The organism is Streptomyces sp. CA-210063 (assembly GCF_024612015.1).
Classification (GTDB): domain Bacteria; phylum Actinomycetota; class Actinomycetes; order Streptomycetales; family Streptomycetaceae; genus Streptomyces.
The window spans coordinates 1,648,002-1,660,675 of the sequence record NZ_CP102512.1; the positions used below are offsets into that span (position 1 = coordinate 1,648,002).

Annotated in this window: 9 protein-coding genes; 1 reads left to right on the forward strand and 8 read right to left on the reverse strand. The window is 71.0% G+C overall.

The genetic code is table 11. The features are described 5' to 3' along the window. Positions 1–156: 156 nt before the first annotated feature. Together JIX56_RS07135 and JIX56_RS07140 are read right to left on the reverse strand one after the other, a co-directional pair. Positions 157–750: an isochorismatase family protein gene (locus JIX56_RS07135; protein WP_257537918.1), complete on the reverse strand. Its 594-nt coding sequence runs from the start codon at positions 748–750 to the stop codon at positions 157–159. Positions 751–996: 246 nt separating this feature from the next. Further along, positions 997–2,121 (reverse strand): hypothetical protein, encoded by a 1,125-nt coding sequence (locus JIX56_RS07140; RefSeq protein ID WP_257537919.1) that lies wholly within the window; start codon positions 2,119–2,121, stop codon positions 997–999. A gap of 517 nt (positions 2,122–2,638) precedes the next feature. On the opposite strand from JIX56_RS07140, the gene JIX56_RS07145 reads away from it, so the two are divergent. Further along, positions 2,639–2,779 carry a hypothetical protein gene (locus JIX56_RS07145; RefSeq protein ID WP_257537920.1) on the forward strand — a complete coding sequence of 47 codons (141 nt, stop codon included), beginning with the start codon at positions 2,639–2,641 and terminating at the stop codon, positions 2,777–2,779. 200 nt (positions 2,780–2,979) lie between these two features. Here the strand turns inward: JIX56_RS07145 and JIX56_RS07150 are convergent, their stop codons facing one another. From JIX56_RS07150 to JIX56_RS07175, 6 genes are all read right to left on the reverse strand, one after another. Then, the gene (locus JIX56_RS07150; RefSeq protein WP_257550769.1) at positions 2,980–4,380 is read right to left on the reverse strand and encodes an FAD-dependent oxidoreductase; all 1,401 of its coding nucleotides are present in this window, start codon (positions 4,378–4,380) and stop codon (positions 2,980–2,982) included. A 65-nt stretch (positions 4,381–4,445) separates the two neighbouring features. Further along, complete coding sequence (locus tag JIX56_RS07155; RefSeq protein WP_257537921.1) at positions 4,446–5,615, reverse strand: polysaccharide pyruvyl transferase family protein; 1,170 nt, start codon at positions 5,613–5,615, stop codon at positions 4,446–4,448. 200 nt (positions 5,616–5,815) lie between these two features. Then, positions 5,816–6,541, reverse strand: a complete 726-nt coding sequence (locus JIX56_RS07160) for a class I SAM-dependent methyltransferase (RefSeq protein ID WP_257537922.1) — start codon at positions 6,539–6,541, stop codon at positions 5,816–5,818. A gap of 240 nt (positions 6,542–6,781) precedes the next feature. Continuing rightward, a complete protein-coding gene (locus tag JIX56_RS07165; RefSeq protein WP_257537923.1) occupies positions 6,782–9,274 on the reverse strand; it encodes a SpoIIE family protein phosphatase in 2,493 nt (830 codons plus the stop codon). A gap of 197 nt (positions 9,275–9,471) precedes the next feature. Then, positions 9,472–11,841 carry an MFS transporter gene (locus tag JIX56_RS07170; protein WP_257537924.1) on the reverse strand — a complete coding sequence of 790 codons (2,370 nt, stop codon included), beginning with the start codon at positions 11,839–11,841 and terminating at the stop codon, positions 9,472–9,474. Between the two features lie 179 nt (positions 11,842–12,020). Continuing rightward, on the reverse strand, positions 12,021–12,464 hold the full coding sequence (locus JIX56_RS07175) for an SRPBCC family protein (RefSeq protein ID WP_257537925.1): 444 nt from the start codon (positions 12,462–12,464) through the stop codon (positions 12,021–12,023). Positions 12,465–12,674: the final 210 nt, after the last annotated feature.

The window sequence follows — 12,674 nt, forward strand, 5'->3', positions numbered from 1 at the left end:
GCAATGGCGCGGCCCGGCACTTGATCGTCCCGGTCACCGGCCGTGTTGCCGATCCTTCGTCCCCGGGCAGGCTTCCTGGCCGGGGAGGAGCCCACGGCAGAGCAGCGGGCCTGCCGTGGGCTGGTGGTCCTGGACGGCGGCGGACCGGTGCCAGGACTATTCCGGTACAGGTGCCTCGCCGGATACCGCAACGCCTGCGCGGTGGAAGTCGTCCAGGGTCGACGCTGTGGTGTCCGGGGCGACGCCGACCGAGTAGTCCAGGAGCACGCGGGCACAGAAGCCCGCCTTGACGGCGTCCAGCGCGGTCGCGCGGACGCAGTGGTCGGTGGCGATGCCCACCACATCAACGTCCTCCACCTCCCGCGAGCGCAGCCAGTCCGCCAGAGGTGTGCCGTGGTCGTCGGCGCCTTCGAAGCCGCTCTTGGAAGCGCTGTGAGCGCCCTTGAAGAAAACGGCATCCACCTTGCCACCAGTGGCCGTGGGAGCGAAGTTCGGGTGGAACTCACCCCCCTCGTTCCCGGCCACACAGTGGACGGGGAAGCTGTCCCGGAAGTCCGGGTTCTCGGAGAAGTGACTGCCCGGATCGATGTGATGATCCCGGGTGGCCACCACGTACTGGTAGTCACGCCCCGCACTCTTCTCGACCAGTTCCGCGATCGCCGAGGCGATCCGCGCGCCTCCAGCGACGGGAACACTGCCTCCTTCGCAGAAGTCGTTCTGCACATCCACGACGATCAAACCTCGGCTCATCACGAACTCCTTCCAGAGCTGTGGAACGCAGTAAAGAACCGCTTCGGAAACCTGAACTACAGGCCACCGACTGCCCCGTGGGCTGAACGGGCCTGCCGTCACCCGCCCGGACGAACAGAATCAACCCCGTTGCGTGACAGACCACCGCGATGTCCCACGCCCCGCGCTTCGGCCTTGTCCCCGCCTTCCGGGGAGGAGAGAAAGTGCGGGCCGCGGGACTTGCCGCGGCCCGCCTTCCCGCCCTGCTCAGGGGAGGGACCACCAGTTGACCCACAGTTCGGAGTCATCGGTGATGAGGAATGCGTAGGGGCGCTGAGCGGCGTTGTTGTTGTCCTGCACGGTGAGTACCTCGCCGGGGCGTTCGAGGACGCGTCCGGTCGCGGTGCCGTGATCGGCCCACTTCCACGTGCTGCCGTCCCACCAGTTCGCGTACAGCTTGGAGTTGTCGCCGATGACGTAGGCGTACGGGCGCTGGGCCGCGGTCGGTGCGTCCCGGACCGTGATGGCGCCGACGGAGTCGAGGATGAGCCTCCCGCTGGGCGTCCCCTGGGCGCTCCAGTGCCAGGTGCCGCCGTCCCACCAGTTCAGGTACAGCTTCGAGTCGTAGCCCTGGACGAAGACGTACGGCCGCTGGGCCGCGTTCGGTGTGTCCTGGACCGTGATGACGCCCACGCCGTTCTTGACCGGCTGGCCTGCCGGGGTCCCGTGGTCGGCCCAGTGCCACGTGTTGCCGTCCCACCAGCTGCACCAGAGGTGGGAGTCGGCGGTGATGACGTAGGCGTAGGGGCGGTCGAAGGAGCTGGGGGTGTCTCGGACGGTGGTGACGCCCAGGGGGCGGGAGATGGTGTGGCTGGGCGGGGTGCCGTGGTCGGCCCAGTGCCAGGTGCTGCCGTCCCACCAACTGCACCACAGCCGGAAGTCATCGGTGAGGACGAAGGCGTAGGGGCGCTCGGGCGAGGTCGGGCTGTCCTGGACGACGACGACACCGACTCCTTCGCGCACCCACCGCCCGCTCGGTGCGCCGTGGTCGGCCCAGTGCCACTGGCTGCCGTCCCACCAGTTCGCGTACAGCTTCGAGTCGTCACCGATGACGAAGGTGTACGGCCGCTGGGCCGCACCCGGGGTGTCCCGGACCGTCACGGAGCCGACCTTCTCGAGGATGGTGCGCCCCGCTGGTACGCCGTGGTCGCTCCACTGCCACTTGCCGCCGTCCCACCAGTTGGCGTGCAACCGCGAGTCGGAGCCGCGTACGAAGACGTACGGCCGCTGGCCGACCTGCGGGTTGTCCTTCACGGTCACCGCGCCGGCGGTGGCCCGGACGCCGATCGTCGGTGTGGGTTTGTTCTGGTCGTTCCACTGCCATGAAGCCATCGTGTGCCCTCTCCAGCCCTCAAGCCCGTCGCGGGGCAGGGGGCATGCTGGTGAGATGTGTTCCAGGGAATCGGGCGCCGCAAGAGGCAGACGCCAGGACATCAGGACACGGGAACGGGTCCGGCCGGAGTCCCGCTGGGTTCCGCGTGAAAACCTTGACACCGCCCCCTGCTGCCCGTCACCGGCGCATCGGGCAGGTCACCCTGCGCCGGGAGGGTTCCGGTCACAGCCGGGCGAGATAGCACATTTCAGCCAGCGCGGCTCTGCATGACGCCGGTCCCCGCGGCCTCCGGTACCCGGATGCCGCCAACGACTGTTCCCGGGAAGCGCGCATCGGCCGTAACCCGCCACCCGAGGCTGAATGCCACACCGCACCAGCAGCGCACATCGATACCGCCACTCAACCCCCGCCCCGACACCACTCGTCTCAAAAGAGGCATTCCGTAGCTTTTAAATCGGTTTATCAGACTTTTACCCTGGCCTTTCGCCGTCACGCTGATTGGTGCAGCCCGAACTGATGGCAGAAGTCGGCGTCGACAACGCCCGCGACGCCTCGGGCCGGTGGCACGACCCCGCACGCCGGCAGCGCTCCGGCGTCGGATCGTGCGGAGTCGGCATCTCCGGAAGCCGGTTCAAGGGGTCGATCGCCCGTACGTAGCCGCGTGCCCACGCCAGCCGGCGCTGGGCTGGGCTGCACCTGTGGATCCGCGCCCGGGACTACGAACTGCCATGTTCCAGTCTGCGCCGCAGGTCACGGCAGCAGCCCCAAGAGATGAGGATCTTCATGCTGCTTCACGTTATGCGTCGGCGAGGGAACCTCCCACGAGGAGAGGGGCGGCTCTCCGTCTGCGCCGGGCGTCACCAGAGGCTGGCGTTCTGGGAGCGGAGTTCCCGCTGCACCGCGCTCGCCGGGATGTCCTGGGGGCGTTCGCCCTGGGCCGCGGCGAGTGCCGCGCAGACGCCCGCCGCCTGTCCGGTGGCCATCGAGATCGGCATGACGCGGTACGAGGAGTGGGCCACGTGGTCGCCGGAGATGCAACGGCCGGCGACCAGGACCCGGTTCACCTCACGGGGGAAGAGGCAGCGCAGGGGGATGTCGTAGGACTGGCCGCGCGGGAGTCGTTTCAGCGTGGTGCCGCGGCCGCTCGGGTTGTGGATGTCCACCGGGTACGCCCCGCGGGCGATGACGTCCTGGAACTTGCGGGCGGTCAGTACGTCCTCGCCCGTCAGCTGGTACTCGCCATGGATCCGGCGCGTCTCCCGGACCCCCACCTGGACGCCGCTCTGCACGACGTACGAGTCGGCGAAGCCCGGCACGCGGTCGCGCAGGAAGCGGGAGATCTGCGCCATCTGGCGGTGGGCGGCGAACTCGGCGCGGGTGAGGTCCCAGACGCTGGTGCCGAGCACCTCGGTGACGCGGGTGGAGTTGACCGCGACCTCGCCGGTGTTCGGTGTGGCGAAGAACAGCATGTCCTCGCGCGGCAGGTCCAGTTCTCCGGCGTCGGTGGCGGCACGGACCAGGTCCCACAACCCGTGCACGCCCTTCCACTGATCCGGGTGGGCATGGGCGTACGCGGCGAATTCCTCGTGGTCGAAGCGGACCATGCGGAACATCAGCGTCATGGGCTGCGTCCAGCCGTCCTCCGGCCGGCCGATGTCGTACGCGGCCCCGGCCGCCGCGGCGATGTCGCCGTCCCCGGTACAGTCGACGATCACGTCCGCGTCGATGACGACCGGCCCCGACTTGGTCTCGAACACCGCCCGGGCGCGGTCGGGCAGGTCGAGGACACCGGAGGCGAAGGCGTGCAGCAGGGTGCGGACCTCGTGGGTCTCCAGCAGCTCGTAGACCACCAGTTTGAACAGCTCGGCGTCGAAGGGCACCGTGTAGCCGGTCTCGAGCGAAGGGCGGATCGCCGCTCCCGCGCGCACCAGTTGTTCGAGCAGCACCCACAGCACGCCGCCGACGACCGGCTCGCCCTCTCCGTGGTCGGGCGGCAGCAGGCGGGCGGCATCGCCGGCGACGGCCTGTTTGACCTCGTTGTGGAAGCTCATCAAGGGCATGACGAGGGCCGCGGTGGCGTTGCCCCCGAGAAATCCGTACCGCTCGACGAGGATCACCTGGGCGCCCGCGTTCGCGGCCCCGAGGGCCGCCCCGATGCCGGCCGGTCCGCCGCCGATCACCAGCACCTGCGTGGACCCCGCGTGCAGGGCCTGGCGCGGGGGCAGCTCCACGCTCCGGGGGACGCGGGGCGGCATCATAGAGGACACGGTTCCTCCCTTGGGCCGATCCTTCGGCGATCCTTTGGGTACCGGTGGCGGCGGGTTCAGCCTGCGGACGCGACCGTCGGCACGGGGCGGTCGACGAGGGGACGGGGCGCGGTGCTGTCGAGGTAGGCGAGGAGCCGGTCAGCGGTCCCGGCGGCCCGCAGCCGCATCGACGCGGTGCGAGCGGACGTGTGCGCCATGCGGGCGGGCCGCTCGTCCCACAGCCGGTCCACCTCCGCCAGGAGCAGACCGGTGTTCTCCCTGACCACGCCGCGCAGGGCGGGGGCGCCGACCTGCTGGGCGAAGTCGAAGACCTTGCCCGCGTAGGGCAGGGGCAGCAGGGGGATGCCGGCGAGCGCGGCGAAGATCAGGAAGTGCAGCCTCATGCCGATGGCCAGGTCCAGCCGCGCGATGATGTCGAGCACCTGCTGCGGGCGATAGGTGCCGTGCAGCACCGTGCAGCGATCGGCGTCCGCCATGTGGGACACCACCGCGTGCGCGTGCCGGATGTCGTCGCGTTCCATGGAGACGAAGACGACATGCCCGTCCAGCCGGTGGACGAGGAAGTCGCCGACGTTGGCGAGGAGTTGGTGGTAGCCCTCCGCATCGAGGTGCTCGGCGGCACGGCCGGGCTCCCGCACGCTCATCCCCACCAGCCGCACTCCCGGCGGAACCGCCTCGGCCCGCAGGAGCGCTTCACCGCCGTCCCCGGGCTCCAGCAGCAGCGCCGGGTCGGCGGTGACGGAGATCGGCCGGGACAGGCCGGCCTCCTCCAGTACCAGCTTCGACTCCTCGTCGCGCACCGTCACCTCGGCCGCGTCGGAGAGCGTCGTACGGCTCCACGCGCGGTCCGCCTCGTCGGTGAGCGGACCGACGCCGACGGCGTAGGTGAAGACGGGGACGCCGAGATCCTGGGCGGTGCGGGTGAGCCGGAGATAGCGGCGCGCTTCGGTGTCGTAGAGGATGCCGCCGCCTCCGAGCACGAGCACGCTGAGCCGGCGCAGGTGCTCGGAGATCTGCTCCCGGCACACGCCTTCCCATCCGACGACCTCGACGTCCGGATGGACACGTCGGCTGTACTCGGGGTCGCGGGAGAGAAGCAGGATGTGGACGTCCGGACGCCCGGACCGGATGCGGTCCAGCATGGCGGTGAGGATCGCCTCATCGCCCACATTCCGCCCACCGTAGGAGCCCAGTACCCCTACGGTCACACTGCGTCGGTCACCCATGATCGGCTCCCTGAGGTGTCTCCAGCCTTCTCTGCCGCTCACCTTTCGCGCATCCCTGTACCAGTTCACCCCGAGATTGAATTTATGTCCCGCCAAGGCGGGGCCGCCCGCGCAGGACCGCTCGTCGACACCGAGAGTGCCCGCGGCGCGCTGATGCGTGACTGCCGCGGCCATCACGCCGAAAGTCGAGGACGAGGGCGCTATGCCGTACGCCCCGCCACGTACCACCTCGACGGCAGTTCAATCCGGGTGCCGTCGGCCGTGTACTCGGTGGTGAGCAGCGGGAGTTCGCCGCCGGCGACGAGGGTGAGGCCGGCGGCGCGGAGGTACTCCGGGATCGCGGCGTCGGTGACCTCGCCCGGGGCGATGCCGTGGCGGAAGATCGGGGCGAGCTTGGCAGGGGGGCCGGTGGGGCTCTGGGCGAGGCCCATGAGGACGGGTTTCGCGGCCTCGGCGAGTTCGACGAGGCAGGCCCGGCCGCGCTCTCCCAGCAGCGTGGCGATGCTGTCGACGAGGCGTTGGCGGTCGTCGGGCTCGCACTGGTGGAGGACGCCGCGCACGTAGACGTTGGCGTCGCCGAGGTCGGTGTGGAGGGTCTCGGCGTCCGTCTTGTCGGCCGCGTCGAGCAGGCGGTACGTGGCCCGGCCGCCGGGGTCGGCGTGTCGGGCCCGGTCGAGGGCGGCGGTGGAGAGGTCGGCGCCGAGCACGCGGGGGAAGCGGTCGGCCAGGAAACGGGTCTGGGTGCCGTTGCCGCAGCCCAGGTCGACGAAAGGCAGGTCGGGGTCCGTCAAGTACGGTTCGTACAGGGCGAGATGGACGGCCGCGGTCCGTTCGGGCGCGGCGTCCCAGAAGACCGCTCCCGGTTCGTCGGGGGCCTCACGCCAGAACCCCTCCCAGGCCTCCCTGTACCGACTCGTCACGCTCATGCCCAACTCCCCCGGGATAGCACGTCGGCCCGCCGCTCGGCGGCCCAGAACGGTCTACCGCGCCCGGAATGCGCAGACAAGCACCGCGCGCGTACCTTCACCTCTCATCCAAATCGCGCGCGCCCCAACGCGCCCCGCACGCCCCCTGGCCACCCAGAAACGGCGGCGAGCCACTCCGGCGGGGCCGGTGCACGACGCACAGGTACCCGGGGCCGGCGCCGAAGCCAGTCCCCCACCGCCTCAACGCCGCCGCGGCAGCGTCAGTTCGAACCACACCGTCTTCCCCGCACCCGTCCGGCTGGTGCCCCACTCGCGCGCCAAGGTCGTCAGGACGCGCAGCCCGCGGCCGAACTCGTCGGTCGGGGCCACGCTGAGCAGCGTCGGCAGGGTGGGGTCGTCGTCGTAGACCTCGCACTGCAGGGTGTCGCCGCGGACGAGGCGCAGTTCGATGCGGCGGCCGCGGGCGTGGCGTACGGCGTTGGTGACGAGTTCGCCGACGAGGAGCGTGGTGGTGTCCGTGAGGGCGTCCAGGCCCCAGACGTGGAGTTGTTCGCGGACGGCGGCGCGGGCGCGGGCGACCTCGATCGGGTCGGGGGCGAGGCGCCACTCGGCGACGTCCTCGGGTTCGATGCCGTTGAGCCGGGCCATCAGCAGGGCCACGTCGTCCTTGCGTCCGCCGCGCCCCGTTTCCGACAATGTCGCGGCGAGGGTGCGGATGATGGTGTCGCAGGCGTCGTCCATGGAGGCGGCCGGGTGGGCGGCGGACTCACAGAGGGTCGCGAGGCCCACGCCGATGTCCTCGCCGCGCACCTCGACGAGTCCGTCGGTGCACATCACGAGGCGGTCGCCGGGCTCCACGCGCACGCGTACCGCCTCGAAGGGCACCCCGCCGACGCCGATGGGCGCGCCCGTGGGCAGGTCGAGGAGTTCGCTGCGGCCGTCCACGGCACGGACCAGCACGGGCGGGATATGGCCGGCGTTGGCGAGGTGCAGCTCGCCGGCGATGGGGTCGTAGACGGCGTACAGGCAGGTCGCGAGGTAGTGCTCGCCGAGGCGCTGAGCGAGGTCGTCGAGGTTGCGAAGGAGCTGCGCGGGCGGCAGGTCGAGGGCGGCCATGGTCTGCACGGCCGTGCGCAACTGGCCCATCATCGCGGCCGAGTTGAGGCCGTGTCCCATGACGTCGCCGACGACGAGCGCGGTGCGGGCGCCGGGCAGTTTCACGGAGTCGAACCAGTCGCCGCCGACGCGTCCGAGCAGGGTGCCCGGCAGATAGCGGGTGGCGATGTCGCAGCCCGCCATGTGGGCCGCGATGTTCGGCAGCATGCTGTCCTGGAGCGTCTCGGCGACGTTCTCCTGGTGCGTGTACATGCGTGCGTTGTCGAGGACGAGGCCCGCGCGGGCGGCGAGTTCGGCGCCGGTCACGCGGTCCATGTCGTTGAAGACCTCGCGCTCCGGGTGGCGCAGCAGGATCATGAAGCCGAGCACCACGTTGCGGGCCTTCAGCGGCACGATCAGCATGGAGCGGTTGCTGATCAGCGGCCGGATGTCGCGTTTCTCGAACTGCGCGGCGATCGCGTGCCCCATCTGCTCGCTGATGCGCGGCACCAGGACGGGCTCGCCGGTGGTCATGCACTGGAAGAACGGCGTGTGCGCCGGGAACGGCATGGCCTCGCCGACCGGTACGACGTCGTCCCAGCGGCCCGGCTCGTCCGTGTGCTCCACGGCGACCCGGTGCCACATGGTGGTCGTGTCGGGCACCCCTTCGGGGAAGCCCTCACCGGCGACGACCTGTTCGCGCAGATAGGTGCCGGCGACGTCGGTGAAGCGCGGCACGACCGCCTTGCTGACCTCGACGATGGTCCGGGACAGGTCGAGTGAGGTACCGATGCGTCCGCTGACCTCGTTGAGGAACTCCAGGCGCTCGCGTACGGCCGCGTACTCGAGGTCCTCGCCCTCGTCCCGTACGTCCTGGGAGACCGGCAGGCCTTCGGCGACGGCGCGCGCGGCCCGTTCGCGACGCGCCTGCCGCTCCGCGCGCCGGGGCACGCCCCAGTCGGGGGTGACGGGCACCCGGTCGTTCTGGCTGAACTCCAGCACCGGATAGCCCAGTTCGAGGACCTGGGCGACGATGCGGGCGCTCTCGCCGACGCTCATGCTGGGCAGGATCTCGGGAAGCCTGCGGGCGAGTTCCTCGGCGCCGGGGAAGTCGGTGTGCAGGGCGAAGCCGGGCGCGATGCGTTCGACGGCCACGGCCGCCTCGTCGTCCGGCCGGCGCAGCGTCTCGGCGTCGGCGGCCAGCACGAGGAGCCGCTCCCGGCCGGGGACGACCAGCGGATATGCCCACCACAGCACATCGACACGGTCGCGGTCGCCGTCGCCGTCGGGCACGGTGATCCGGGCGCGGCCGGCGGCCGGGTAGGACAGCTGTCCGTCGAGGGAGGACTCCAGGTCGTGGCCGAGTGCGTCGTACGCGCCGTACGCCGCGTGGGGTGGGGTGTCGTCCGCGTCCGGGAGGGCGCCGGAGACGGGCAGCAGATCGAGGGCGGGGCGGCCCACCGCGTCGTCCTTGGGGGTGCCGAAGAGCCGGCGTGCGCCGGTGCTCCAGTGCGAGACGAGGCCGGCGCGGTCGACGACGACCACGGCCAGGGGGATGCGGCCGGCCGCGGCGTGCTCCGCCGTGCCGTCACCGGCTCCGTGGCCGGTAGTCGCGCCCGTGTCGGTGCCACGGTCCATGGCCAAGGCCCTTTCTCCCCATGGCTCGCAAGATCTGCGCCGCCCCCACTACCGTACGGCTGCGTAGCGTTGCGATGTGTGGCAATACGCGAATTGCTCCGCGGGAGCCTCCGGCGCACGCGCCGACCCCACGGACGGCGCACGATCACTCGCGCGCCCCCGTAGAACCACCGGCCCGCCTTCTCCTGGCCGGCGGCTCAGTCCACGTACCCCAGGTGCAGATCCCGTTCCGTCCTCCCACCGCCGGCGACCTGGAGCACCGTCGCGACGGGGGGATATCCGGTGGCGATCACCGTGTACTCGCCGGAGGAGAGGTCGACGAACCGGAACGTTCCGTCGATGCCGGTGGTGATCGTGTCGACGACGTTCCCGGCGGCGTCGAGGAGAGTGACATGCGCGTCCTCCACCGGTCGGCCGCCCCCAGCGCGGACCGTGCCCCGCAGGACGGCGCCCCCGGCGAGTTCGATGTCCTGCCGGATCTCACGGGCGGCCTGGACGGTGACCGGCAGCGCGGCCGGGCGGTAGGAGTGGGCGCCGGCGGCGAGCGTGTACTCCCCGGCGACCAGTTCGGTGATGAGGTACTCGCCCTCCTCCCCGCTGCGGGTGGTCACGACGACCTCGCCGTGCACGTTGGTGAGCGTGACGGTCGCGTCGCTGACCGCCCGGCCGTCCGCCGTCCGTACGGCCCCGACCAGGCGCCCCGCGCCGCCGAGCACGATGTCGACCTCGACGGGGCGCTCACCGACGGTGACGCTCACGGCCTGCGGCTGGTGGCCGCCCGCGGCCGCGATCAGCACGTACGCCCCCGGCCCCGGCGTGGACAGCGCGTACCGCCCGTCCTCGCCGCTGCCGCCGCGCCCGGTCTGCCGGCCGGTGGCGTCGATGAGGGTGAGCGCGGCCCGGGGCACGACGGTGCCGTCGGGGTGCTGGACCGTGCCGCAGAGGGGAGCCCCCGAGACGTACGGCGAACGTGCCTGCGGGATCTGGACGGAGGGGGTGGGCGCGGGCTCGGCGGGGACCTCGTCGAAGGACACCGGTGTTTTCTCCTTGAGGAAGCAGGCGATCAGGAGCCCGAGGACGAGCACCGGCGTGAGATACAGGAAGATCCGCGGCATGGCCTCGGCGTAGGCCTCGACGTAGGCGGCGCGCAGCGGGTCGGGCAGGGCGTGGACGAGCTCCGGGGTGAGGGAGTCGGGGTCGGGGAGGACGGCACGCGCGCGCGTGGGCAGCCGGTCGGCGAGCCGGTCCAGGAGGAGCGCGCCGAAGACGGCCACGCCCACGCTGCCGCCGATCTGCCGGAGGTAGTTGTTGGCGGCGGTGGCGGCGCCGACGTCGCAGGGGCGTACGGAGTTCTGCACGGCGAGGATCAGGACCGGCATCACCATGCCGATGCCGGCGCCGAGTACGGCCGTCCAGATGCCGAAGTGCAGCCGGGGCGTGTCGGTCTCCAGGCGGGACAGCAGCCAGATGCCGAGGGCGGTCAGGGCGCTGCCGAGGACCGGGTACGTCCGGTAGTGCCCGGTGCGGCTGATGAGTTGGCCGGAGACGACGGACGCGCCGACGATGCCGGCCGTCATCGGCAGCATGAGCAGTCCCGACTCGGTGGCGGAGGTCCCGCCGACCATCCGCAGCTGGGTCGGCAGGTAACTGGCGGCGCCGAAGAGGGCGATGCCGATGGCCGCCCCCACGAGCCCGGTCACGACGAAGACGGGGTCCTTGAACAGCCGCAGAGGAATGAGGGGTTGGGCCGCGAACCGCTCGGCGACGAGGAAGAGGACGGTCGCGGCGAGCGCGCCGGCGCCGAGGCCGAGGACCATCCGTGAGTTCCACGCGTACGCGGTGCCGCCCCAACTGGCCAGCAGGACCAGGCAGGTCGACGCGGCGGCGAGCAGGAGCGTCCCCAGCACATCGAGGCGGCCCTTGGCCGTGGGCTTCGGCAGTTTCAGCGCGAAGGTGACGACGGCCAGAGCGAGGAGGCCGAACGGCACGTTGACGTAGAAGCACCACCGCCAGGAGAGGTGGTCCGTGAGCCAACCGCCGAGGAGAGGGCCGGCGACGGAGGCGAGACCGAACGCGGCGCCGATCAGACCCAGATGGCGGCCGCGGTTCCGGGACGGCACGATGTCGGCGACGATCGCCTGCACTCCGATCAGGAGGCCGCCCGCGCCGGCGCCCTGGAGCGCGCGGAACGCGATGAGCTGGTCCATGGTCCGCGCGAAGCCGGCGAGCGCGGACCCGGCCACGAAGACCACGAGCGCGAACTGGAAGACGCCCTTGCGGCCGTGGAGGTCACCGAGCCTGCCGTAGACGGGCAGTCCGACCGTGGCGGTGAGCAGATACGCCGTGATCGCCCAGGACATCCGGCCCACACCGTGCAGCTCACCGGCGATCTCGGGGAGCGCGGTGGCGACGACCATCTGCTCCAGCGCGGCGAGGAGCAGCGCGAGCACGAGGGCGAAGAAGACCAACCGGACGCGGCGCGGACCGAGTCGGGGTGGTGCGTCCGCCGGTGGCGGTGTCGCGGGTGGGGTGGTGGGTTCGTCCTTCACCAGTGTGATCGCGCCCATGCGTACCGCTCCCCTCGTCGCACTTACCGCACAATTCCCGCGTTAAGCGGCAACTGTCGGCAAGTGCGGCGAGTTACGGCATTCCGGGGAGCGTCACGAAGATCCACTCGAACCGGTGAGGGAGGCAACGCGCCCCGGATGATCGCTCGCTGGGCCGGGCATCCTTCTCGCCCTCGGTGTTACTTCTCGACCTCCGCGGCGAGGTTGGCGAGCAGGCCGTCGTAGATCCTGCCGAGGCCCTTGGGGGCGAAGGTCTTCTCGAAGAAGCCGCCGATGCCGCCGGCGCCCTGCCAGGTGGTGGTGACGACGACGCGGGACTTGCCCTCGCCGGCGGGGGTGACCCGCCAGACCGTGACCATGGAGGAGTTACGGTCCTTCTCGACCAGCTCGCCGTCGGAGGGCTCGGTGACCTCCAGGAGACAGTCGCGGACGCGCTTGCTGGTGGCCTGGAGCTTCCAGTGGACGAGGCTGCCCTCACCGTCGCCACCCTCGTGCACCTCGTACTCGCTGAAGTGCTCGGTCAGCAGCTTCTCGCGCGCGCCGCTGTAGTCGGCCAGGGTGTCGAACACCGTCTCCGCGTCCGCCGCGACGACTCGTTCGGTGGTGGCCTCGACCTGCGCCATTGCACTTCCTCCAGCACTTGGTAACTCGGGGATGTGCGGAAAGCCAACCACCACCCGGCCGGAGGGCCCAAATCGGGGTGCCCCAAGGGCCGGGCGCGGCAGGTCCGGGCGGCCCCCGGCAAGACCTCCACACGATGTTCGAAAACCAGTTCGCACGATCAAGGGAACGTGTGTTCTATTCTGGGGCGCAGAGCAACCGAGGAGGCGTCC

Coding starts and splice junctions, on each gene's coding strand:
- JIX56_RS07135 (WP_257537918.1), bottom strand. CDS start 750: ATGAGCCGAGGTTTGATCGTCGTGGATGTGCAGAACGACTTCTGCGAA.
- JIX56_RS07140 (WP_257537919.1), bottom strand. CDS start 2,121: ATGGCTTCATGGCAGTGGAACGACCAGAACAAACCCACACCGACGATC.
- JIX56_RS07165 (WP_257537923.1), bottom strand. CDS start 9,274: ATGGACCGTGGCACCGACACGGGCGCGACTACCGGCCACGGAGCCGGT.
- JIX56_RS07160 (WP_257537922.1), bottom strand. CDS start 6,541: ATGAGCGTGACGAGTCGGTACAGGGAGGCCTGGGAGGGGTTCTGGCGT.
- JIX56_RS07150 (WP_257550769.1), bottom strand. CDS start 4,380: ATGATGCCGCCCCGCGTCCCCCGGAGCGTGGAGCTGCCCCCGCGCCAG.
- JIX56_RS07175 (WP_257537925.1), bottom strand. CDS start 12,464: ATGGCGCAGGTCGAGGCCACCACCGAACGAGTCGTCGCGGCGGACGCG.
- JIX56_RS07170 (WP_257537924.1), bottom strand. CDS start 11,841: ATGGGCGCGATCACACTGGTGAAGGACGAACCCACCACCCCACCCGCG.
- JIX56_RS07145 (WP_257537920.1), top strand. CDS start 2,639: ATGGCAGAAGTCGGCGTCGACAACGCCCGCGACGCCTCGGGCCGGTGG.
- JIX56_RS07155 (WP_257537921.1), bottom strand. CDS start 5,615: ATGGGTGACCGACGCAGTGTGACCGTAGGGGTACTGGGCTCCTACGGT.